Origin of the sequence: Campylobacter felis (assembly GCF_030250085.1) — a bacterium.
Lineage (GTDB): Bacteria > Campylobacterota > Campylobacteria > Campylobacterales > Campylobacteraceae > Campylobacter_D > Campylobacter_D upsaliensis.
Genome location: NZ_JANURX010000011.1, coordinates 1 through 24255, shown reverse-complemented (window position 1 = coordinate 24255; position 24255 = coordinate 1). Strand labels below are relative to the sequence as shown.

The following is a 24255-nucleotide window of genomic DNA, read 5'->3' as shown; positions in this document are numbered from 1 at the left end:
GGCTTATCCTTTATAAATTGTGCATATAGCTCATATCGTATTGATTTTTAAGCCTTAGGGCAATGCTTTTTTGCCACTCTTTGCTTAAAATGTCCTTTACTTGTTCGATTTTTTCTTTCAAATTTGGATTTTGCTTTAAAAAGGTTTTTGGCTCATAAAAAAGCCTGTTTAACTCCATAATGCTAAGTTTTGCAGGGTGTTTTTGTGTAATTTCAAGTGAGGTATTGACAGAGCATTTTCCCTCCTTTAAAACCCTATAATACCACCCACTAAGCCCACTTTCAAAAATTTTCGCACAAAAATCATTTTTTTGATGCACTTTTGAAATTTTCACGCAAGGTGAGCGTGGCTCACTCACTTGTAAAACGACCTCTCCTAAGCGGTGGATATCTCCCACGCAAACGCTCATTTCATCAAGTCCGCTTAAGCTTAAATTCTCCCCCATCGCCCCATATCTTAGCTTTTTACCCAAAAATTCCTCCCAAAGCTTATAATTACTTGTCGCATTCGCAAAAATAGCCTTAAACACGCCTCCGTGATTTTTTGTATCGGCAATTTCATTTTCACTCAAGCCTAAAGTGCCTATAAAGGCATCTTGGAGGTAAATATCCTTGATAAAAGCACTTTTAAATTTTTCATAATCTTTAATTTTCCCCACTTGCAAACTAACTAGCCTCATTATAAGTCCCTTTTTAAAAGCTCATTAACATCAACATAGCCTGTGATTTTATCTCGCCTTTCACCTTTATCAAAAAAGATAAGAACAGGCGGAGCGAAGACATTAAATTCTTTCATTATTTCAAGTTGTGCGGCATTATTTTCACTCACATCAATCTTAATTTTTTCATAATTTGCAAATTTAGCGATGATTCTTTCATCGCTAAAAACCTTTGCATCTAAAATTTTACAATATTCACACCAAGAAGCGGTAAAATAAAGCAAAACTTTTTCTTTCTTTTCGATTATTTCTTTGATTTGTGTTAAATTTTGTAATGTTTTAAAGCTTAATGTTTGCCTTTCTACTTCTTTTTGATTAAAATTTAAAGAGGAATTGATACTAAAAATACCCTGAAGAAAAAGCATTAAACTATAAGCTAATATTAAGATTAAAAAGGCTTTTTTCACTTTTTGTATCCCATTACAAGCTCTTTCAAAAAGTCCCATAAAAACGACAAAAAATACACCCAAAATTCCATAAGCGAGCATAATTAAATTTGAAGGAATAATGCGTGAAAGTATCCAAAGTGCCATAGCTAACATTACAAAACCAAAGAAAATTTGAATTCTTTGCATCCAAAAGCCGGGCTTTAAAAAGCCAAATCCAAGCCCCACAAAAAGCAAAGGCACACCCATACCAAAACTAAGCGTAAAAAGAGCCAAACCCCCAAGTAAAAATGAACCAGAATCCGCAAGATAAAGCAAAGCCCCCGCCAAAGGTGCTGCCACACAAGGACCTACGATAAGGGCAGATAAAAAGCCCATTAAGGCTATGCCTAAAACGCCTTTTGTTTTGCTTGTTTTGTGTTGGATTAAGCTCTGTAAGCTTTTAGGTAATTCAAAATTAAAACCACTAAAACACACAAAAGCAAAGAAAACAAAAAATAAAGAAAAACCTACTAAAAGCCAAGTTTGCTGTAAAAGTGCTTGAATACTAGCACCCAAAAAACTAGCCAAAATTCCCGCCAAAGCATAGGCTAAAGACATGAAAAACACATAGATTAAAGAAAGTAAAAAGCCTTGTTTTTTGGAAGGTTTCGTGCCACCTTTTGCTATGATGAGTGAAGATAAAATAGGGATCATCGGTAAGGTGCAAGGCGTAAGAGAAAGCAAAAGTCCGTAACCAAAAAAACTAAGCAAGATGAGTGCTAAATTTTCATTTTTCAAAGAAAAGGCGATTTGCTCTTCTTCACTTTGCATTGTTTCATAAGGGCTAGTTTTATAAATTTGACCCTCTTTAAAAATTCTAAATTCACGCTTTTGCGGAGCATAGCAAAAGCCATCATTTGAACAGCCTTGATACCAAATGCTTAGTCTAGAATCGCTTTTAACATAATCATCTAACATTAAATTTGAAAGTGCTAATTCAAGCAAATGAAAATAAACCTTTTGCTCTTGCTTAATTTCGCCTTGCGGGTAGTTTATTAAAGCTGTGAGGTCCTTATCATTTAACTTGATTTTAAGCTGATTGTGGTATAAAAAATGATCCTTTGCTATATTAAATTTCAAAATTAAAGCCTGTTCATTTGCCAAAATATCAAGCTTAAAGGCATCTTTAGCACTTAAAACATTAGCAAAAGAAAATTGCAAAAAAAGCAAGGCTAGGACAATAAATCGCATTTTTACCTTATAAGTAATGATTTTTAAGCTTAATTCTAAGTTATTATGGTAAATTTAGACTAAATACTCGTTAAAGGAAAGCAAATGTCAAAAGAGCATAATGAAGAGGAATATGTCGAGGTTAAGGTCAAAAAAAGCACCTTAAAATACGAAAAAGATTTAGAAAGTTTGCAAATCGAGCTTTTGAAATTTCAAAACCACGTCAAAGCACAGGGGCTTAAGGTCCTCATCATCCTAGAAGGACGCGATGGGGCGGGGAAAGGAGGAAGCATCAAGAGGCTTACCGAGCATTTAAATCCCAGAGGCTGCCGCGTGGTCGCCCTCTCAAAGCCCAATGTCGTCGAGCAGACGCAGTGGTATTTCCAGCGCTATGTCAATCACCTCCCCTCCGCTGGCGAAATCGTCATCTTCGACCGCTCTTGGTATAACAGGGCAGGCGTGGAGTATGTGATGGGCTTTTGCACGCCTGAGCAGCACGAGCAGTTTTTGAGAGAGGTGCCACTTTTTGAGCACATGCTTTTTAAAAGCGGGGTGATGCTTTTGAAAATTTACCTCTCCGTGTCCAAAGAACAGCAAAGAAAACGCTTCAAAGAGCGGATGAAAAACCCCCTCAAGCAATACAAACTCTCACCCATCGATCAAAAATCGCAGGAGTTGTGGGACAAATACACCATAGCCAAATACTCCATGCTCCTCTCCTCCAACACAGAAACCTGCCCCTGGACCATCATCGACTCCAATGACAAAAAGCAAGCGAGGTTAAATTTAATCCGCTTCATACTCTCGCAAGTGGAGTATCCGGGCAAAAAGGATGGGAAATTTGCTAGGATTGATGAAGGGCTTGTGCGGAGTGGGGAGGCTGAAATTTTCAAAATGGAAGCGGGTGCGGGCAAAAATAAGGACATCGCCAATTCAGAAAACGAAAACATAAGTCAGGAGGTAGAAGATGAAAGATAGAGTTGAGGCCTTAGCGCAGAAATATTTTTCAAAAATCGTCGAGCTTAGACATCAAATCCACATGCATCCCGAGCTGGAATTTGAAGAGGAAAACACCGCAAATTTACTCTGCGCCATCTTGGACGAGTATGGCATAAAGTATGAAAGAAACATCGCCAAAACGGGAATTTTGGCTCAAATTCAGGGCAAAAAAGAGGGTCCCTGCGTCCTCCTTCGCGCCGATATGGACGCCCTGCCCGTGCAGGAGGAAACGGGACTTAGCTACGCTTCAAGGATAGCGGGCAAGATGCACGCCTGTGGGCACGATGGGCATAGTGCGGGACTGATGGGGGCCTTGCTGATCTTAAACGAGCTGCGGGAGGAATTTTCAGGGACGATTAAGTTTATGTTCCAGCCCGCCGAGGAGGGCAGTGGGGGAGCCAAGCCGATGATCGAGGCGGGGATTTTGGAAAATCCTAAGGTGGATGCGGTTTTTGGCTGTCATTTGTGGGGTGAGGGTCTGGAAAATACGGCGCAAATCATGAGTGGAGAGATGATGGCAGGGGTGGATGTATTTGACCTTGAATTCATCGGCAGGGGCGGACACGGCGCGCATCCTCACACTACGATAGATCCCATTGTGATGGCGGCGAAATTCATCAGTGATGTGCAATGTGGCGTCTCAAGGCGACTTAGTCCTGTGGATGCGGGGGTGATAACCGTGGGCTCACTCCACGCAGGGACGGCCTTTAACGTCATCCCAGAAAAGGCGTTTTTAAGCGGAACGGTGCGCTTTTTAAACGAGAAAACTCAGGATCTTCTGTGCGATACGATTGAAAAAACTGCCAAGGCTGTGGCTTTGGAATTTGGCGGAGATTATAGGCTTGATTACAAAAAACAATACCCGCCCCTCATCAATGACGCGAAAATGGCTCTGCTTGCAAGGAGGGCCTTTGCGAAGGTTTTGGGCGAGGACAATGTGATAAGCGACGCCAAGCCTACGATGGGGGCGGAGGACTTTGCCTACCTCACGCAGGCGAGGAAGGGGGCTTACATTTTTGTGGGAATTTCTAAGGACTTGAAAAATCCTACCAGACATCATAGCAGCACCTTTTGCTGGGATGATGAAAATTTAAAGGTCCTGATGCAAGGGGACGCCTTGATGGCTTTGGAATTTTTAAATCAAGCTTAAATAATACCTTAAGATTAATTCTTAAGGTATTCTATATTTAATTTAGAGCGAAGTTTATCAAAATAATCTTGAATATAATTTTGTCTTTGTTCGTTAAAATAAACATTCATCACGCTATCTTTGATTTGCTCAAATTCAGGGACATTTGCCCCACTTTTTGCCATAACCTCATAAAGCTCAAAACCCTCTTTAGAATTTAATACAGGAGAAAATTCGCCTATCTTAAGCTGTGATAAAAGAGCTAGTAGTCTAGGATCGGCATTGTGTGGATTTAAATTGGCATTTTGAGCTTTTAATGTGATTTTTTTATCGGCTTTCATTTTTTCTAAAATGGCTTGATCGCTAGAGCGGTAAATTTTAACATCAATAGAAGTGTAAAAAAGGAATTTTTCTTTATTAGCTTCAAAAAATTTCTTCGCACTTTCTTCGCTAAAATCCGTTTTATTCATACTGGCTATTTTCTCATAAAGCTTTCTTTTTTCTAAGTCTTTCTTAAGATTATGGCGGAAAAGCTCATAATTTTGCCCCTTAGCCTTTAGAGAATTTTTAAACTGCTCCAAATTCATTTTATTTTGCGTAAGAATCTTAGAAATCGCCGCATCAACCTCAAGTTCATTAACAACTATGGAAAATTGTTTGATTTGAGAAAGCTCCATTTTTTCATTAATAAGCACAGCCAAAGCCTGCTCTCTAGGCAGCTTTAAAAGCTTCATCGTTTGCTCTATGTCATAGTTTGTAATAGGCTCTTTTTCTACGACTAAAGCGACAGAATTAAGCACCTTAGCATTTACAATCGCAACAAAAAATAATAAAATCATCAAAATTTTTTTCATCAAAAACCCTTATTTGTGTAATCAAAATAAATCATAACAAAACTAAGAAAATAAACACTAACATTAAGAAATTTCAATTATAATTTCGAGCATTAAATTTAAAGGTCAAATATGCAAGAAATTCTTACGACACGCTTTGCTCCATCTCCTACTGGATACTTACATATAGGGGGTTTGAGAACGGCACTTTATAGCTATTTATACGCAAGAAAAAATGGAGGGAAATTTTTACTTCGCATTGAAGATACAGATTTAAAAAGAAATTCCAAAGAAGCAACAAAAGCTATCATAGAAGCCTTTAAATGGTGCGGTTTAGACTATGATGGCGAGGCTTGTTATCAGTCGCAAAGAAGTGCAATTTATAAACAATATATCCAAAAATTACTTGATGAGGGTAAGGCATATTATTGCTATATGTCTAAAGAAGAATTAGAAGAATTAAGAAAAGATCAAGAAGCAAATAAAGAGCGTCCAAGATATGATGGAAGGTATAGAGATTTTAAAGGAACTCCTCCGCAAGGCATTGAGCCTGTGGTGCGTATTAAGGCACCACAAAGTGGTGTGATTAGCTTTGAAGATGGGGTAAAAGGCAAAATTGAATTTAAGGCTGAAGATATATTAGATGACTTTGTCATTGCAAGAAGTGATGGGAGCGTTACTTATAATTTTTGCGTTGTGATTGATGATGTATTAATGAAAGTAAGCGATGTGATAAGAGGCGATGATCATCTTTCAAATACCCCTAAGCAAATCGTGCTTTATGAGGCACTTGGCTTTAAAATTCCTAATTTTTTCCATGTGGCGATGATACACGGCGAAGACGGCAAAAAACTCTCCAAAAGACACGGTGCGACTGATGTGATGGAATATAAACAAATGGGTATTCTCCCACAAGCTTTGCTTAATTTTCTCGTGCGTTTAGGCTGGGGGCATAATGATGATGAAATTTTTTCTCTAAACGATATGAAAAGACTTTTTGACCCTCATCACATTAGCAAGGGTGCATCTTCATATAATTTTAAAAAACTTGAGTGGCTAAACGCACATTATATTAAAACTCTTCCTTTTGAAGAGATTAATTCCCAGCTTAAGAGACTTGGCTTTGATTTAAGTGGGGTAGAAAAGGCGGGATTTTTGTTAGATTTATTAAGAGAAAGGGCAAAAACCCTGCTTGATATTATTAGCTCCGCAAAAAGCATTTTAGAAACACCAAAAAGCTATGATGAAGTGGCAATTACTAAATTTGTCAATGAGAACAATTTAAATTTATTACGCAATTTCGCGACTTCTCTTAGCACACAAAATAAGGCAAAAGAATTTGAAGAATTAACCACACATTTTTTAGAGCAAAACGAAGCAAAACTAAAAGACCTAGCCCAGCCCTTACGCATTGCTCTCACAGGCACAGCGGTAAGTCCTAGCATTTTTGAAGTTTTGGAATTTTTGGGCGTTAAAGAATGTCAAAAACGCATACAAGCATTTTTAGAATATAAGGAAAAACAATGAATTTAAAAGAAGAAGCATTAAAATACCACTTAGGTGGCAAAACAAGCATACAACCTACCAAAGCTCTAAATACAAGCTATGATTTAAGCCTAGCTTATAGTCCGGGTGTGGCAGAACCCTGCCTTGAAATCGCTAAAGATGAAAATTTAGCCTATACTTATACAAATAAGGCAAATTTAGTTGCTATCGTTAGTGATGGCTCGGCAGTGCTTGGCTTGGGTAATATAGGTGCAGCAGCAAGTAAGCCTGTGATGGAGGGAAAGGCGTGTTTATTTAAAAAATTTGCAAATATTGACGCTTTTGACCTAGAAATTAATGCACATAGCGTAGAAGAGATTGTAGCCTTTTGTAAGGCTTTAGCGCCTAGCGTTGGTGGGATTAATTTGGAGGATATTTCAGCACCAAAATGCTTTGCCATAGAGGCAGCTTTGCAAGGACTTGGCATTCCTGTTATGCACGATGACCAGCACGGCACGGCTATTATCTCTACTGCTGGTTTAATGAACGCTATGGAAATTAGCAATAAAAACTTTAAAAATATCAAAGTTGTTATCAGTGGGGCTGGAGCAGCTGGGATTGCCAGTGCGAAAATGTATAGAAATTTAGGCGTTGAAAATATTGTTTTAATTGATAGCAAAGGCGTTGTAAGTAAGGATAGGACGGATTTAGGGCTTGAAAAACTTGAATTTGCAAGGGATACAAAGGAAAGAACTTTAAGGGACGCTATGAGGGGTGCTGATGTATTTTTGGGACTTTCAAAACCTAATATTATCGATGAGGAAATGTTAAAGTCTATGGCACAAAATCCTGTTATTTTCGCTCTAGCTAATCCTGTGCCTGAAGTAATGCCTGAACTTGTGTATCAAGTCCGCAAAGACGCCATAGTAGGCACAGGAAGAAGCGATTATGTAAATCAAATCAACAATGTTCTAGGCTTTCCTTTTATCTTTAGAGGTGCGCTTGATGTTAGAGCGAGTAAAATTACAGAAAATATGAAAATTTCAGCCGCAAAAGCTTTGGCGGATTTAGCCAAACTTCCTGTTAGCGAGAAAGTTAAAAAAGCCTACGCAATCAGCCATTTAGAATTCGGCAAAAACTATGTCATACCTAAACCTTTTGATGTGAGGGTTAAAGCTCTTGTTAGCACGGCTGTGGCAAAAGCTGCGGTAAAAGACGGGGTGGCAAAAATAAAAGAATTTGACGAAAAAGCTTATTTTCAAAGTTTGCAGTAAGGACAATGATGATTTTTGGAAAGATTGATTATATCAATCTATTGCCCCTTCACATTTATCTTAAAAAATACCCCCTACCAAGTGGCATAAAGGCAAGTTTTGAGCGTAAAAAAGGCGTCCCAAGTAGGCTTAACCGCGCCCTTTACAAAAGGCAAATTGACGCAGCTATCATTTCAAGCATAGAGAGTGTTAAAACAAAATATCAAAATCTAAATCTTGGAATTTGTGCCAACAAACAAGTTTTAAGTGTTTTGGTGGAGAAAAAAACGCCAAATCAAAAAGATTCAAGCTCGGCAAGTTCCAATGCTTTAGCTACAATTTTACAACAAAAAGGCAAAGTTGTCATAGGCGATAAGGCATTAAAACTTTACTTAGAAAATAAAGAAAATTTCATAGACCTATGCGAAGTATGGCACAAAAAGACGAATTTGCCTTTTGTTTTTGCGCGTTTTTCTTGCACACAAAAAAAGGCACTTTATAAAAAAATTTTACTTCCTTTTGCAAAAAAAAGGATTAAAATTCCAAGCTACATACTGGAAAATTACGCCAAAACAAGAGAGATAAATAAAAAAGATATTTTATTTTATTTAGAAAAAGTGATTTATTATAAACTTGGAAAAAAGGAAAAAAAGGCTTTAGCAAAATTTACTAAAGCCGTGCGTTTTAAAGCGAAATTTAGGACTTGAGATAAGTCTCTTTATCTAAAGCATTTAAATTCTTAGCCGTGCAAAGTGCTGAAGTCATCGCCCCTGAGACATTACTCGCCGTCCTTGCCATATCTACAATAGGGTCGACCGCCAAAACAAGACTTAAAAGCATAAAATTATCTCCAAAACCAATACCTGCTAACATAATAGAAGCAGCCATAGTCGCACTGCCAGGAACTCCAGCTATGCCTAAAGAACCAAGAATTGCCACTAAAACTATCATCAAAATAAAGCTAAAATCAAGTTCCACGCCTAATATATGTGCTACAAAGACCGCTGCCATAGCAGGAAAATAACCCGCACAACCATTAAGTCCCGTAGTTGTGCCAATAGAAGCCACAAAATTAGCTACGGCTGGGGATACGCCAAGTCTTTCTTGTAGGGTAGAGATACTTAAGGGTAAAGTTGCAACGCTTGAACGAGAGCTAAAAGCAAAAAGCCAAACAGGGAAGGCTTTTTTAGCATAAATCAACGGATTTAAGCCTTGAGAAAGTAGCATTAAAAAATGCACTCCAAACATTAAAATCATAGCCACATAAGTGAGTATAATAAAAAGTCCTGCCGTCTTAATCGCTTCAAAGCCATTGCTTAGAATTACATTTGCCATCATACAAACTACCGCATAAGGCATAAAGCGAATCACAGTCGCTGTCATATTCATCATAATGCCATAAAAACTTAAAATAAGCTTTTGAAAGCTTTCAAAAGGCTGTGCGTATTCTTCTTTTTGACTAATATTTTTCGCACAAAGTCCAATAAAAAAGGCAAAAAGAACTATGGCAATGATATTTTCCTTACTCATAGCATTAACGATATTGCTAGGGATTAAATTTTGTAAAATACTTGTGAAAGTTGCGATTTCTCTAATTTGTCTAGTCCCTTCATTGACACTTAAACCCTCGCCTAAGCCAAAATTAAGTGCTAAACTAACACCTAAAATAGCCGCTAAAGCTGTGCTAAAAAGTATCCAAAAAAGACTAGTGCCAATCAAAGAACTAACCTTAATGTCTTGATTAATTTCTATAATGACCTTAATGATACAAGCAAAAATAAGAGGAATAACAAGCATTTTAATGAAGGCTACAAAAACAGAACTAAAAAAACCAAACCAATGTTTCGCCTCGCTAAACCAAATGATATTCTTAGCTTCATCACCGCTAGGATAAGCGGCTAAATGTTGCAAAATAAAGCCTAGTAAAATACCAATAAAAAGTGCGAAAAGCATTCTTAAAGAAAAATTAATTTTCTTATCACGCATCTTTTTAAGCGTAAAAAATGTAGCGAAAAGCACAGCAAAAATGACGAAAATTTGCCAACTTGAAAATCGTAAGAAGTGAGTAAAAAATTCCTGATTCATAAAAAGTCCTTTGAGAAACTATATTTTGAAAGGTATATTTTCATATTTATATACCTTGAAAGTGATTATGACAGCTTTTTGATTAAAATAGGATAAAAAAACTACGATTTATAAAATTTTAATCTTGCATACAGTGTTCAAAAATAAAGCGATGCTCATCAGGCAGTGCTTCAAACATAGTCCTCGCTAAAGCCCTTATCTCCCATAAAGCCGACTTTGAACTTCGCAAAGATAAGAAATTTTGCAAACTTCTAGCATTAATGCTAAAGGTAAGTTCTGTTTTATAGCTTTCAGGGAGGCAGTATTTAGCCAAATCTAAACTAATGCTTGTTTGTAAAATCTCTCTTAAATTTTCAAGTGCCTTAATGCTAGCATTATCCACAGCCTCATTACCACAAAAAACCAAATAACGCCCCGCATTTTCAAAATCATTTTCCTTAAATTCACTTTCATTTCTAAGCTCTTTTAAGGTATAACGCGTGCTTTTGACACTAAAACTCGCATGCCTATGACGGGCTAATTCTTGCAAACAAGCCCTTGAAATTTCTTGGATATAAAAATTATAATTTAAATGCTCCAAAGTCGAAGCGTGTTTAAATTTATTTCCCACTCTGTCGATTAATTCTTTATCCTTTTCTCCACCACAATCGCCCTTTTCAAAACTCTGCCAACAAGTGCGTGTAGCGTGAGAACAAACGCTAAGAGGGGTATGAAAAAGTAAAGTAACTCGCATAATTTTCCTTAAATTTTTTCAAATTTTAGCCGCTTTTTCTTGCCATTTTGTAATTTTTTCTAAAAAATTTCTCTTTTTTAATTCAAGCTCTAAGGGCTTGATATGATTTTGTAAAGTCATTTTTTCTTTCTTAATCGAACCTAAAGAGATACCAAGCCACCATAAATAAAGCCTTACGAGTGATAAAATTTTCTCTCTTTTTTGCTCTTCATTTTGAGGCTGCAACACAAAAATTTGCATAAATTTAAGCTCAAAACTATGCAAACTAGGACGCAAAACTTCAAGTAAAGGTCTAGAATTTAGCAATTTCTCTTTCAAATCATCAAGCTTAAAACTTAAATTACGCAAAGCTTCATTATCTAAATTTTCATAATTTAAATTCGCAAAAAGCATTTCTAGCTCCCCTTCGACTTTCTCGCATTTTTTAATTGCTAGAAAGATCTTAGCAAAAGCCTTTAAAAGCCACTCATTTTGCTTATTTTGATTTGGCTTTTTTAAAGGCGGTAAGGGTTTTAAAGGCTTATTTAAAAATTCTTCACAGCACTCACTAAAGGGCTTTTCAAAAGCTCCTTTTATCCTCACTCCTCCCTCAGTGGCATTATAAATTTTTATCCCATTTTGTGAAGCTTTGGCAATTAAAAGCTCTAAAACTTGCTTAAATAAAAGCCAAATTCCGTGCGTTTTAACCAACCCATCGCCTCCATAAGCTAAAGTTTGAATAGCCTTAGTTCCGCTTTCATAATCTGCCTTATGAAGATAATCTTTAGGATGCGAATTTCCATTTTCATCAAAGGCTAAATCCTGCCCTATGAAGATGATATTTTCAAATTTCAAACAAAGAGCGATTTCTAAAGCCATATGTGCCACACTAACACAATCATTAACAAAATCAAATTCCTTAAAATCACAATAATAAGCAAAGTCATAATAACGCGGCACAATGATATAGGGGCGGTGATTTTTTTCTAAAAGCTCCAAAGCTCTAGGATGCACCACAGCTGCTAAAATGAAAAGCACCCCTGCGTCAAATTCTTTAAAATCATTATTAAAAAATTCCGCCGTAAAATCTGTGCGCTCAACCATAAAGACAAAATCAGGCTTAATGCCGTATTTAGCCAAGATAGGATAAGCACTATCGGCTGCGAAAATCACAGCCTTAGAAGCGTATTGTTTTAAAAGGGGAAGTTGTTTTGAAAGGCTTGGTCCCGTGCTAACTATAATAGCGGTTTGATGGCATTTTTCATAAGCTTTTTTGAGTGTTTTAAGGCTAGGATTTGTCAGCATTTTAGGAAGATTATGGACAAAATTGCTAAGTCCCATTAAGCAATCTTCAATATCATTTCCATAACGCAAAGTGCTTTTGTCAAAAAATTCACGCATAGCTCCATTAATTCTTGCAAAATCTTCCCTAAAATTTTCATAAAAAGCACACATTAATTCTAAATGATAAATTCTTGCAAAGATATTTAAACCCTCGCAAAGGGCGTTAAATTTGTCATCATCAAGCCTTTTAGTGTCGAAAAAACAAAGCTTTTTTAAGGCTAATTCCTTAGAAAAATCTAAAAAATGTAAGATGTGCCATAAAATTTCAAGCTCCTTTTCAAAGACAATAATAAGTTTATGCGTAGGATTTTGAAAAAGAATTTTGAGTAAAACTCCATTACCTACGCCGTAAAAAAATAACACAGGATAAAGGGCGAATTTTTGCTGGTAAAAAGTAGCTTTACTTTGAACTTCGCTTAAAGGATTTTGATAAAGCTTACCCCCCCCCCCCCCGTTTGCATTAATATCTAAAGGATCATCTCCTTGTGAAAATTGATAATCCTTAGCCACAATTTCACTCAATTCTTTTTTCAAATTTTCATCTTCAATGGCATTTAAATTTGCTTCGAAAATCATCATCTGCCTAGCATTAAAATCCATAATTTTCCTTATTAAATAGGCTTATTTGACTTGAAATTCTACTTTAAATAATAAAACAAAAAGTTTTTTCTCGTTATAATTACACTAAAAATAAGGCAAATCAATGAAACAAACTAAATATATTTTCGTAACGGGTGGGGTTTTAAGCTCTCTTGGTAAGGGCATAGCAGCAGCCTCTATTGCTACGCTTTTGAAAAATTCCAAGCTTAAGGTAAGCATTTTAAAAGCAGACCCTTATATCAATGTCGATCCCGGCACAATGAGTCCTTTTGAACACGGAGAAGTTTTTGTAACAGAAGATGGAGCAGAGACGGATTTGGACTTGGGGCATTATGAAAGATTTTTGGATGAAAATTTAAATCAAAATAATAATTTCACCACAGGTAAGGTTTATCAAAGCGTTATAGAAAAAGAAAGGCGTGGCGAGTATCTTGGTAAAACTATACAAGTCATTCCTCACATCGTAGGCGAGATAAAAGAGAGGATTATTAAAGCTGGAGAGGGCAAAGATGTTTTAATTGTAGAAATCGGCGGCACCGTAGGCGACATCGAGGGTTTGCCCTTTTTAGAAGCTATACGCGCCCTAAAGCTTGAAGTAGGTAAAAATAATGCGATGAATATCCACCTAACCCTAGTGCCTTTCATCAAAGCCGCAGGAGAGCTTAAAACTAAGCCCACGCAACACAGCGTAGGAGAGCTAAGACGCATAGGAATAAGTCCTGATATGATAATTTGTAGGAGTGAAAAGTCGCTAGGTAAGGATTTAAAGGATAAAATCGCCATTTCTTGCGGCGTGGATAAAAACTGCGTGATAGAAAGCGTGGATGCGGCTAGCATTTATCAAATTCCGCTTAATTTCTTAAAGCAAGACATCTTAACACCCATTTGTCAAATTTTAAACCTCAAAGCCCTAAAGCCTGATATGCAAAACTGGGATAGCTTAGTCAAAAGAGTCATCGCACCTAGCAATGAAGTGAAAATCGCCTTCGTAGGCAAATATGTCGATTTAAAAGAAAGCTATAAAAGCCTTACTGAAGCACTAATCCACGCAGGAGCTGCTCTAGATACTAGGGTAGAAATTCGCTGGATTGATAGCGAAAAGCTTGAAAATTTAAATTTAGAAGAAAGCTTTAAGGAAGTGAGTGGAATTTTAGTCGCTGGGGGGTTTGGATTTAGAGGCGTGGAGGGGAAAATTAAAGCCATCACCTACGCAAGAGAACACAAAATCCCATTTTTAGGCATTTGTTTAGGTATGCAACTTGTTTTGGTGGAATTTGCTAGAAATGTTTTAAAACTTGAAGATGTCAATTCGAGCGAATTTGAGCCAAATTGCAAAAATGCTGTCGTTTATCTCATTGACGAATTTATAGATAATAATGGCAAAAAGCAAATTCGCACCGCTAAAACCCCACTTGGAGGCACGATGAGATTAGGTGCTTATCTTTGCCAAATCAAAGAAAACACTCTTTTAAGTAAAATTTACAATGCAAAAAGCATTAAAGAACGCCACAGACATCGTTATGAAGCAAACCCAAAATTCCGTAAAGATTACGAAAATAAGGGCTTAGTGGTAAGTGGAGAAAGCGATGGCTTAATCGAAGCGGTGGAGCTTAAAACTCACGATTTTTTCCTAGCCGTGCAGTTTCACCCTGAATTTACTTCAAGGCTTGAAAGGGTTAATCCTGTCATTTTAGGTTTCATCAAGGCAGCAAATGCATACCATAACTAAAAAAGAATTGAGGCAAATTTTAGCTTCACGCTTTGAAAATGACCTACATAAAAAGCTTTGTGAATTGCCATTACCTAGCTGCTTAAAAGATATTTATAAGGCGGCAAATCGCATTAAAGAAGCCATTGAGAAAAATGAAAAAGTCGCCATTGTGGGCGATTATGATGTCGATGGAATCATTTCTTGCGTGATAATGAGCGAATTTTTTGATGATATAGGTTTTGATTATAGTGTGAAAATTCCTAATCGCTTTAAAGACGGCTACGGCTTAAATGAAGAGATTATTAACGAGCTTGAAGACATTAAGGTTATCATCACGGTGGATAATGGCATAGCCGCACTTGGGGCGGCGAAGCTTTGCAAAAAAAGAGGGATTGATCTCATCATCACAGATCATCATACGCCCCTACAAACCCTGCCCGAAGCTTATGCTATCATTAATCCCAAACAAAAAGAGTGTAATTTCCCAAACATTGAAATTTGTGGAGCGCAAGTAGCTTGGTACTTAATCGCAGCCTTAAAAGAAGTATGTAAATTAAAATATGATATGTGTAAATTTTTAGAGCTTTTAGCCATAGCTATCATCGCCGATATGATGGAGCTTAGGGACTTAAATAGGGCTTGTGTAAGAAGAGGAATAGAGTGTATTAATAAATCCAAAAGAGCGGCTTTTAGAGCGATGAAGCAATATTATCAAAAAGATAAATTTGCCATTGATAACATAGGCTTTTTAATCGCTCCTTTGATTAATAGTGCGGGGAGAATGGACGATGCTAGCGTTTCTTATAAATTTTTACACACTAAAGATTTAAATAAAGCAATGCATTATTTAGAGCAAATCATTAGCTTTAATGAAAGCCGTAAAGATGAAGAAAAACAGCTTTTTGAAGAGAGCTTAAGGCAAATTGATGAAAAGCAATCTTGCGTCATTGTGGGTGGAGTAGAGTGGCACGAAGGTGTGCTTGGCATAGTGGCAAGTCGCTTGGCAAAGCATTTTAAAAAGCCCTCTTTTGTCTTTTCTATCAATGAGGATAAGTTAAAAGGTAGTGCTAGAAGTGTCGGCAAGATAGATATTTTAAATTTAATTTCTAAAGCAAATCCCTATCTTAAAAACTATGGTGGTCATAAAGGGGCGGCGGGACTTAGCTTAGAGCTTAAGGACTATGAGAATTTTAAAAATTTGATTCAAAAAGAAAGTGCTTTAATTGATAAGGAAGAATTTTTAGATACAGAAGAAGTTTTAGGGGTGCTAGAGCCTAATGAGATTGATTTTGAAATGCTTGAAATTTTAGAAAGTTTTGAGCCTTTTGGGTATAAAAATCCTCGTCCTTATTTCGTGCTAGAAAATTTAAAGGTCAAAAATAAAAAATTACTCGGCAAAGAAAAAAAGCATTTAAAGCTTATCTTAGTCAAAGATAATAAAACCATAGAGGCACTTTTTTTCAATTTCGACAAAGAGCCAAATTTAGAAGAGAGTATCAATCTTGTAGGTAGCATTTCTAAAAATGAATTTAGAGGACTTGTAACGCCTCAATTTATCATACAAGAGCTTTATTCACTCTCTTCTTAAATCAAAGGTAAAAAATTTACTTTTAAAATCATTTGGTAAGCTTTTATACTGCAAAAGAGCGGGCTCATAATTTTGCACTTCGTGGTATAAAAAGCCTAAAGCAGCCTTGCTTTCTTTATTGCCATTATCATTTAATTTAGCAAGTTGCAAAAGGGCTATGGCGGAATTTGGATTATTCGCCCCTGTGGCAGCAACAGCGGCTAAAAAAAGCGTATGAGAATCCCTTACCCCATAAGTGTCGATAAGCTCATTATAAAGTGCGTAAGCCTCCTCAAATTGCCCCGCAAAAATATCCAAATAAGCCAAAGTTTGAATCGCTCCTTCATTTTGCCCTGCATTTGTATTAAGATATTCCTTAAATTTTTGTCTTTCTAAATTCAAAAGCCCTGCAATGTGCATTAAAGAGACATAATATTCCCTAGCGATGTCCGCACCGCCAAACACCGCTCTATAATCAAAACCCAAATTTTTAAAATGAATTTGTGCATTTTGTGCGTATTCTTTAATGCTAGCATTTTTATTAAGAGAATTAAAATACAAAATATTACTCACAATATCATTTGGCAAAAGGGCTTTTAGCTTGGCGATTTTAACGCCTACTTGCTGATTTAAGCCGTTATTTTTAGCAATAATAGCTTCAAAAATGAGACTAAGGGGCGTTTCTTGCTTGATTTCATCTAAAAAAGGTAGCATAGAAATAAAATCCGCATTTGCTAAAAAAAGCATACTTTTTGCCATAGTAGCTTTAAATTCGGTATCTACACTTATATTTTCTAAAATTTCATTATAAAATTTATGCGTATCCGCCCCACTTAGTTTAGCACTTAGCATAGCAAAAGCACCTGCTTGATAATTTTTAGGATTAAGATGATAAGAACTTGCAAAATGCTTGTAGGCTAGGTCGTAATTTTGCAGTTGAGCGTAGGTAAGTGCTAAATTATAATGCAAAATGCTATGCTCAGGATAAATATCAAGCAAAGCTTTAAATTCGGCATTTGCTTGCCTTAAGCGTTGATTTAAAGCGTGGTTGATAATGCTAGCAATTTTAACATTTGTCGAAGAAAGCGCCCGACTGGCAGCCAAATAATTCCCCGTATTAAAATTATCATCAACAAAGCCTGTAATATTTGCTTTTTTAATATAAAAAGCCGCTTGTTTGCTGTCAAAGACCTGATATGGCGCAAAATAAAAAAGTAAATCAAACTGATCTTTAGAATTTTTAAGTAAATCTTTTGAAAAATTTTCCTGTGCTAAATTAATATCAAAAAGCTCTTTTGAAAGTATAGTTTTGATCTTATAACGCCCTAAAATTTGATATTTTGCTGCTTCATCTTTATAGGCATTATCAAGGCGTATCAACATATCTTGAAATTTGCCCGTTTTTAAATCCACAAGCGTAAGAGTCGCTAGGCTGGCATTAAAATCTCTTTCTATCTTCATCGCTGTTTCCAAAGCTCTTCTAGCCTTATCATACTCGCCCACTCTTGCATATAATAGCCCCAAAGAAAGGCTAGACTCAAAACTTCCCTGCGTTGTAAGCTCATTAATCGCCTTTTTATCAAGGTCCATTTTGGCATAAATTTTAGCCGAAAGATACTTTGCTGTGTCAGCGTATGGTTCTATTTTTGTTTTTTGAAGCATTTGTAAGGCTTCTGGATAATAGCCCTTATAATAATTAATCAAACTAAGATAATATTCATAAAGCTTAGATTTACCCTCCTTTGGCAAATAAACTTCAGCCAAGCTGATATAGTAGCGAAATTTCTCCTCATCATTAAGCTTTAATGCACAAACAGCAGCATTAATAGCCGAAACGCTTTGATTTTCTCCATTAGAAATGGCTCTCTTAAAGCTTTCAAGTGCGGTTTTAAAATCGCCCTCGTTCATCTGTAAAACACCTAAATTATAATTAGAAAGTGCTTCATTATATACAGCAACTTGCGCGTAAATATCCAAAGCCTGCTCGACCTCACCTCTAAGATAAAGTGCATTTGCTTTTTGTATCATCCCATCGATCTTAGCCATATCGCTATAATCATAAGATTCATCAAGTGGTGTTATAGGGTGCGGCTCTTCTTTATCGGCGAAAAAATCTGGTTTAATATTACCTTCGCTAAAAGTGAGATAAAAAAGCGTGAAAATAAGAACGGATATAATAGCCAAAGAAAGTCCCACAAGAGACATAAATTTCTTATCTTTATACCACTCTTGCGTTTTTTGCTCATCGACCTCCTCGAAAAAAGTGCTTTCCTCCTCCTTAGCCCCCTCTCTCGTAAAGCTAAAACCCGTGCTACTTTCACTAGGAAGCTCTTCTGGTAAAGCGGCTAATTCTTCTCCCTCAGGTGCTGCCCCCTCCTCACCTCTAAAGCCATCTAAGCTTTCATCAAGCCTTTTTTCTTCGGGTTTTTCAAGGATTACTTCTTCAGCCATTTAACTTCTCAAAAATACTTTCTTAACACATCTGGTATGGCTATTTTGCCATTTTTATCTTGATAATTTTCCATAATCGCCACTAAAGTTCTTCCCACAGCCAAAGAAGAGCCGTTAAGCGTATGGACAAGCTCATTTTTACCCTGCTCGTTTTTATAGCGAATTTTTGCCCTTCTTGCTTGAAAATCACGGCAATTTGACACAGATGAAATTTCTCTAAATTGATTTTGCCCAGGTAGCCACACTTCTAAATCAATAGTTTTAGCCGCACTAAAACCCAAATCCCCCGTGCAAAGCATCATCCACCTATGTGCTAAGCCAAGTGAGCTAAGTAAATCACTAGCGCATTCACACATTTCATTAAACACACTCTCACTTTGCTTAGGGCTTGTAATGCTGACAAGCTCGACTTTTTCAAATTGGTGCTGCCTTATAATGCCTCTTGTATCACGCCCCGCACTGCCTGCTTCTTTTCTAAAGCAAGCACTATAAGCCGTCATTTTAAGTGGCAAATTTTCCGCATTTAAAATTTCATCGTTAAAAAGATTAGTCAAGGCTATTTCGGAAGTTGAGATGAGATATAAATCCTCCTCCTCGACCTTATACATATCGTCCTTGAATTTCGGTAGTTGCCCCGTGCCAAACATCGCATTTTGATTTACTAAAAAAGGCACATTGACAAGCTTAAAACCTCGTGAGCGGTTGAAATCTATCATATAATTTATCAAAGCACGATTTAGTAACGCCCCTTCCTCTTTAAGCACACAAAAACGACTTTGTGCGATTTTAACCCCTCGCACAAAATCAAGCCACTCAAGCCTCTCACCAAGCTCAAAATGCTCCCTTGGCTCAAAATCAAATGAAGGCGGAGTTAGCACTCTTTTAAGTTCCAAATTTCCGTCCTCATCGTCTCCTACAATCACATCATCATCTGGGATATTTGGGATCTTAAAGGCTAGATTTTCAAGTCTTTCTTCAAGCTCTTTGACCTTTTGATTTTGTGTAGCGATTTTTGTTTTATTTTCGCTTAATTGTTGCTTTAATTCTTCCTTATTTTCAGCTTTTGCTAATTCTTTGCTAAATTTATTTTGAAAGGCTTGAAGCTCCTCTAAAAGCATTTTTTCTTTTTTCAAAAGTGTAAAAATTTCGCTCAAATCCTTAAGCAAAAGCTCATCAACTTTTTTATTTTTAAGCTTTGTTGCTACGCTATCAAAGTCATTTTGTAATTTTTTTAAATCTAGCATTAACCCTCTCTTATAAAAATTTCTTAATCATAGCTTAGTTAAGTTAATTATAAGCCTATTTTATCATAAATTTTTTGCATTTTATTTTGTGCGATTTTTCTTGCTTTACTTGCTCCAAATTCTAAAATTTCTTCAAGCTTTTTAGGCTCTTTTAAATAATTTTCATAATTTTCCTGTGCTTCTTTAAAATATGTCTCTACAAGTTCATTTAAATACGCTTTAAAATGCCCATAACCCTCGCCACCTCTTTCATATCGTCTTTTTAACTCCTCTTGTTTTGTTTCGTCTAAAAAAAGTTTTGCGATTTTAAAAATATTACAATCTTGCCAATTTTTAGGCTCCTCTAAAGGTGTGCTATCCGTTACAATGGAAGAAATTTGCTTTTTTCTTAGCTTTTCGCCTGCAAAAATATCGATAGTATTTTGATAAGATTTACTCATCTTAGCTCCGTCAGTACCGGGCACCACGGCGACATTTTCACTCACCCTAGCTTCAGGCAGGGTAAAAATTTCTCCCCACTCATTATTAACCTTTAGAGCAATGTCTCTTGCAATTTCAACATGTTGAATTTGATCCTTTCCCACAGGCACGATTTGCGTATCAAAAAGCAAAATATCCGCCGCCATCAAAACAGGGTAAGAAAACAGCCCGTGCGAAGAAGGCAGTCCCTTAGCGACCTTATCTTTATAGCTATGCGCTCTTTCAAGCAAACCCATAGGGCTAAATTGTGATAAAATCCAATAAAGCTCAAGCACCTCTTTCACATCACTTTGTAGCCAAAAAACACTTTTTTGAGGATCAACGCCAAGACTTAAAAAAGCCGCTGCCGCCTTAAGGGCATTTTGCTTTAAAATTTCGCCCTTTTGACTTGAAGTCATCGCGTGATAATTTGCGATGAAAATAAACATCTCACTTGTTTCTTGTGCTTCTATCATAGGCTTAATCGCACCAAAAAAATTCCCTATATGTAAATCTCCACTCGGCTGAAGTCCTGTTAAAACTCTCATTTTATCCTCTTTTTTAATTCTTTTATCAAGCTTTCTAAGCTTTGATTTTCAATATCTAAAATTAAATTTGCCTTTTCTTCATACAAAGCAAGTCTTGCCTCATATAAGCTCCTTGCTCTTTTTTCATCTAAAAAAAGCGGTCTTTTAGCTCTTTCTTCCTCGCTTAAACGCTCTTTTAAAAATTTAAAACTAGCTCTTAAATACACGCAAAAGCCTATTTTATCTAAATTTCTCACACCCACAAAGCCCCCACCTGTGGCTAGAGAAATGCCTCTTGTATAAGTGAGAAAATTCGCCATTTTTTGCTCCTCTTTACGAAAAAACTCCTCGCCAAATTTGGCAAAAATTTCATTTACGCTTAAATCAAATTGCATTTCAATCAAGGCATCACTATCGATAAACACACGCCCACTTTCCCTCGCAAAAGCCCTCGCTAAAGTGCTTTTCCCACAGCCCATAAAACCGATGAAAAGGACATTTTCACTCATTTTCCTTTTCTCCTTTTTTACGCGAAGCAAGGATTAGCGGCACTCCTTCGAAGTTAAATTCCTTTCTAATTTGATTTTGTAAATAGCGTTTATAGCTAAAATGCAAAACCTTAGGACGGTTCATAATTAAAGCGATTTTAGGCGGTGCTAAGTCATACTGCACAGCATAATAAATTTTAACTAACTTTCCATAATCGTGTGGCAGAGGATGAGCTTTAGTGGCTTTATTAACCAAATCATTAAGCTTTGCGGTAGGGATTTTTTGTGTAAAATTAGCAAAAACCTCTAAAATTTTATCCATTACAACATGCACTCTTTTTCCACTTAAAGCCGACACGCTAATAATAGGCGCGTGAGAAAGAAATTTAAAGCGGTCAAGCCTTAATTCTTTTACTACTTTATCAAATTCATAACGCGTTTTATCCCACTTATTTAGCACGATAATCACGCCTAAATAATGCTTACTAATAAGCCCTGCAATACGCTCATCAAGCTCATTAAAGCCCTCATTTGCATCCAAAACTAAAAGAGCAATTTGTGAATTTTCTAACATCTTTTCCGTGCGGTTAAGCGCAAAGCGTTCTAATCCTTGAATTTTCCCTCTTTTTCTAATGCCTGCCGTATCGATGAATTCTAGCACTTTATCCTTATACATCACGCTTTCATTTACAGGGTCTATGGTCGTGCCAGCTATGCTACTTACGACACTTCTTTGCTCTTTCACAAGGGCGTTTAAAAGGCTTGACTTGCCGACATTTACCCGCCCCACTATGCCGATTTTAATGTGATTTTCATCAATTTCTTTAAAATTAATCTCCTTCTCTTCGTCGTAATTTTCTAAAAATTCCTCTAAGCTTTGCTCTTCTTCATCATTTTTTAAAACGCTCGTGTGCAAAAAATTCTCAAGCCAAACATAAAGCTCGTCAAGCCCTATATTATGCGTTACAGAAAGGTTAAAAAGCTCTTTAACCCCAAAATTTGCAAACTCATACGCCCTCTCTTCATCTTTTTTGTTATCGACCTTATTGATGATGAGTGCCATAGGCTTTTGAAGCTTTTTTAATGCGTAAAAAAACTTCCTATCCTCTTCATCGGGCAGATTTTTCCCATCGACTAGATAAAGGATAATGTCGGCGTTTTTAGCAGCATTGAGAGAATTTTGCTTGACATTTTTAAACAGCTCATTGCTTTCATCAAGTCCGCCACTATCGATGAGCAAAGCTTCTTTACCATTGATATTAACTTTTATTTTATTTGTATCTCTAGTCGTGCCTGAAATTTCACTTGTGATGGCGATTCTTTGCCTTGCTATGCGATTAAAAAGACTTGATTTACCAACATTTGGCTTACCTATAAGTATGATACTTTGCATTTTTCCAACTTTTTTAAAAAGGATTATATAAAATTTGCCTTAAAATTAAGCAAAAAAGACTAAAATAGCAAGGATTTTACTAAAGGAAAGTTATGCTAAGGGTGATTAAGCGTAATTTAGGCGTTTATTTTATGATTTTAGCTTGTTTGGATTTTGCTTTGATGAGTGCTTGCGCGAAAATTTTAAGCGAAGAATTAAGCTCCATAGAAATTATGTTTTTCCGTAATGTTATCGGCGTTGTTTTTATGCTTTATATGTTAAGAAAACTTAGGACACATAAAGAGGGGGGCAAACTTTGGCTTTTGATTTTTAGGGGGGTTGTTGGCACACTTTCTTTATATCTTTTTTTCTACAATGTCTCAAATATCACGCTTGGAGGGGCTTTTGCTTTTCAAAAAACCTCTCCCATTTTCATCACTTTAATCGCCTTTGTCATTTTCAAAGAAAATATAGGACTTAAGGGGTGGTTTGGAATTTTCATCGCCTTTATCGGTGTGCTTTTTATCGCTCAACCTTTCACGCACGAGGATTTACACTCTGGCTTTGACTTAAAAAATTCCTTACTAGGCGTTTTAAGTGGCTTTTTAGCAGCCTTAGCGCTTACAAGCGTAAGAGAATTGAGAAGCTACTACGCAACAGAGCAAATCGCTTTTTCTTTCATCTTTGTAGGCACATTAATGCCCTTAATCTCTATGCTTGTGGGCGAATTTTATGTCAATGAAAAGCTGGATTTTATTATCGCTCCTTTTGTAATGCCCTCTTTTAAGGCTTGGATTTTTATTTTAGCTATGGGAATTTTAGGCACAATTTATCAAATACACATTACAAAAAGTTACGGCATAGCAAAGCAAGCGGGAATCGTAGCTGGAGTGAGTTATTTAGATGTCGTTTTTTCTATTATTGTCGGTGTAATTTTAGGAGATGCGTTGCCTAGCGCTATGGTATTTTTGGGGATTGTTGGTATTGTTGTTGGTGGGCTTATCTTAATGAAAAAGAAATAATAAATTAAGCATTTACTTTATAAATTTTTTCTCTTTTTACTTGGAATAAATACTACACTACAAAAATTACTAAAATAGCAAGGGATAATGGTGGGAAGCACAACAAATTTATTTAACTAAGCCCTACAAAGCATAGGACTTAAAAATAATGAGATTTAAACTCATACCTAGTTTTCACTAGGTATAAATTAAAGCTTCTAAAACTTCTTCTTCTTCACATCTTCAAGGATATTATTTGCTATATCACTAACATTATTAGAGATGATAGCACTTTCATTAGCTATTTCTACATTATCCTTAGTGGTTTGGTCGATTTGAGCTACACTTTCATTGATTTGAGTGATACCTGCAGTTTGCTCTTTAATGCTTTCTGCCATATCATTGATAGATTGAACGAGAAGGTTAGTATTTGCTTCTATCTCACTTAAAGACTTTTGGGTTCTTTCAGCTAGTTTTCTAACTTCATCAGCCACGACGGCAAAGCCTCTTCCGTGTTCTCCTGCTCTTGCAGCTTCTATGGCAGCATTAAGGGCTAGAAGATTGATTTGGTCAGCTATATCACCTATAATGCTTGTTACATTTTTAATCTCCTCACTTTGAGTGATAACATCACTTGTTTTTTGAGAGACATTTTGCATAGAGGAAGTAATCTCTTCTA

At 36.4% G+C, this 24255-nt stretch carries 20 protein-coding genes; 8 read left to right on the top strand and 12 right to left on the bottom strand.

Features of this window, described 5'->3' with window-relative positions; genetic code table 11:
- Nucleotides 1-10: 10 nt before the first annotated feature.
- Nucleotides 11-679 carry an MOSC domain-containing protein gene (locus tag NYG92_RS06700; RefSeq protein WP_289233908.1) on the bottom strand — a complete coding sequence of 223 codons (669 nt, stop codon included), beginning with the start codon at nucleotides 677-679 and terminating at the stop codon, nucleotides 11-13.
- Nucleotides 679-2337 (bottom strand): protein-disulfide reductase DsbD, encoded by a 1659-nt coding sequence (dsbD, locus tag NYG92_RS06695; protein WP_289233907.1) that lies wholly within the window; start codon nucleotides 2335-2337, stop codon nucleotides 679-681. The genes NYG92_RS06700 and dsbD overlap by 1 nt, the downstream gene beginning before the upstream one ends.
- A gap of 84 nt (nucleotides 2338-2421) precedes the next feature.
- Between dsbD and ppk2 the strand changes: the two genes are divergently transcribed.
- On the top strand, nucleotides 2422-3294 hold the full coding sequence (gene ppk2, locus NYG92_RS06690) for a polyphosphate kinase 2 (protein ID WP_289233906.1): 873 nt from the start codon (nucleotides 2422-2424) through the stop codon (nucleotides 3292-3294).
- Entirely contained in the window at nucleotides 3284-4465 is a 1182-nt protein-coding gene (locus NYG92_RS06685; protein WP_289233905.1) for a M20 metallopeptidase family protein, read from the top strand. Before ppk2 ends, NYG92_RS06685 begins: the two co-directional genes overlap by 11 nt.
- 14 nt (nucleotides 4466-4479) lie before the next feature.
- Here the strand turns inward: NYG92_RS06685 and NYG92_RS06680 are convergent, their stop codons facing one another.
- Complete coding sequence (locus tag NYG92_RS06680) at nucleotides 4480-5298, bottom strand: peptidylprolyl isomerase (protein ID WP_027303835.1); 819 nt, start codon at nucleotides 5296-5298, stop codon at nucleotides 4480-4482.
- A gap of 111 nt (nucleotides 5299-5409) precedes the next feature.
- Here NYG92_RS06680 and gltX point away from each other — a divergent pair, with 111 nt between their 5' ends.
- From gltX to NYG92_RS06665, 3 genes are read left to right on the top strand one after another with little or no spacing between them, the layout of a single operon-like run.
- Complete coding sequence (gene gltX, locus NYG92_RS06675; protein ID WP_289233904.1) at nucleotides 5410-6804, top strand: glutamate--tRNA ligase; 1395 nt, start codon at nucleotides 5410-5412, stop codon at nucleotides 6802-6804.
- Entirely contained in the window at nucleotides 6801-8036 is a 1236-nt protein-coding gene (locus tag NYG92_RS06670; protein WP_289233903.1) for a malic enzyme-like NAD(P)-binding protein, read from the top strand. Before gltX ends, NYG92_RS06670 begins: the two co-directional genes overlap by 4 nt.
- An 8-nt stretch (nucleotides 8037-8044) precedes the next feature.
- Nucleotides 8045-8722, top strand: coding sequence for an MqnA/MqnD/SBP family protein (locus tag NYG92_RS06665; RefSeq protein WP_289233931.1), 678 nt, complete (start codon nucleotides 8045-8047; stop codon nucleotides 8720-8722).
- Here the strand turns inward: NYG92_RS06665 and NYG92_RS06660 are convergent.
- The 3 genes from NYG92_RS06660 to NYG92_RS06650 form a co-directional block, all read right to left on the bottom strand.
- Nucleotides 8712-10100 carry a cation:dicarboxylate symporter family transporter gene (locus NYG92_RS06660; protein ID WP_139017931.1) on the bottom strand — a complete coding sequence of 463 codons (1389 nt, stop codon included), beginning with the start codon at nucleotides 10098-10100 and terminating at the stop codon, nucleotides 8712-8714. The genes NYG92_RS06665 and NYG92_RS06660 overlap by 11 nt on opposite strands.
- Before the next feature lie 118 nt (nucleotides 10101-10218).
- The gene (thyX, locus tag NYG92_RS06655; protein ID WP_131937563.1) at nucleotides 10219-10833 is read right to left on the bottom strand and encodes an FAD-dependent thymidylate synthase; all 615 of its coding nucleotides are present in this window, start codon (nucleotides 10831-10833) and stop codon (nucleotides 10219-10221) included.
- 18 nt (nucleotides 10834-10851) lie between these two features.
- Nucleotides 10852-12756: a motility associated factor glycosyltransferase family protein gene (locus NYG92_RS06650; RefSeq protein ID WP_289233902.1), complete on the bottom strand. Its 1905-nt coding sequence runs from the start codon at nucleotides 12754-12756 to the stop codon at nucleotides 10852-10854.
- Nucleotides 12757-12859: 103 nt separating this feature from the next.
- On the opposite strand from NYG92_RS06650, the gene pyrG reads away from it, so the two are divergent.
- Together pyrG and recJ are read left to right on the top strand one after the other, a co-directional pair.
- Complete coding sequence (gene pyrG / locus NYG92_RS06645) at nucleotides 12860-14485, top strand: CTP synthase (RefSeq protein ID WP_289233901.1); 1626 nt, start codon at nucleotides 12860-12862, stop codon at nucleotides 14483-14485.
- Nucleotides 14469-16055 carry a single-stranded-DNA-specific exonuclease RecJ gene (gene recJ / locus NYG92_RS06640; RefSeq protein ID WP_289233900.1) on the top strand — a complete coding sequence of 529 codons (1587 nt, stop codon included), beginning with the start codon at nucleotides 14469-14471 and terminating at the stop codon, nucleotides 16053-16055. Before pyrG ends, recJ begins: the two co-directional genes overlap by 17 nt.
- Here the strand turns inward: recJ and pflB are convergent.
- The 5 genes from pflB to der are packed head-to-tail and all read right to left on the bottom strand — an operon-like array spanning nucleotide 16041 to nucleotide 22596.
- Nucleotides 16041-18485: a motility protein PflB gene (gene pflB, locus NYG92_RS06635; RefSeq protein ID WP_289233899.1), complete on the bottom strand. Its 2445-nt coding sequence runs from the start codon at nucleotides 18483-18485 to the stop codon at nucleotides 16041-16043. The two genes, recJ and pflB, sit on opposite strands and share 15 nt — an antisense overlap.
- An 8-nt stretch (nucleotides 18486-18493) precedes the next feature.
- Entirely contained in the window at nucleotides 18494-19729 is a 1236-nt protein-coding gene (serS, locus tag NYG92_RS06630; protein ID WP_270986611.1) for a serine--tRNA ligase, read from the bottom strand.
- A gap of 47 nt (nucleotides 19730-19776) precedes the next feature.
- A complete protein-coding gene (gene trpS / locus NYG92_RS06625) occupies nucleotides 19777-20736 on the bottom strand; it encodes a tryptophan--tRNA ligase (RefSeq protein ID WP_270963606.1) in 960 nt (319 codons plus the stop codon).
- Nucleotides 20733-21224 (bottom strand): shikimate kinase, encoded by a 492-nt coding sequence (locus tag NYG92_RS06620; RefSeq protein WP_027303824.1) that lies wholly within the window; start codon nucleotides 21222-21224, stop codon nucleotides 20733-20735. Before NYG92_RS06620 ends, trpS begins: the two co-directional genes overlap by 4 nt.
- Nucleotides 21217-22596, bottom strand: a complete 1380-nt coding sequence (gene der / locus NYG92_RS06615) for a ribosome biogenesis GTPase Der (protein WP_289233898.1) — start codon at nucleotides 22594-22596, stop codon at nucleotides 21217-21219. The genes NYG92_RS06620 and der overlap by 8 nt, the downstream gene beginning before the upstream one ends.
- A 92-nt stretch (nucleotides 22597-22688) precedes the next feature.
- Between der and NYG92_RS06610 the strand changes: the two genes are divergently transcribed.
- Nucleotides 22689-23597 (top strand): DMT family transporter, encoded by a 909-nt coding sequence (locus NYG92_RS06610; RefSeq protein ID WP_270960627.1) that lies wholly within the window; start codon nucleotides 22689-22691, stop codon nucleotides 23595-23597.
- Between the two features lie 197 nt (nucleotides 23598-23794).
- On the opposite strand, the gene NYG92_RS06605 is transcribed toward NYG92_RS06610, so the two are convergent.
- A partial coding sequence (locus tag NYG92_RS06605) for a methyl-accepting chemotaxis protein (RefSeq protein WP_289233897.1) occupies nucleotides 23795-24255 on the bottom strand: 461 nt, incomplete at its 5' end.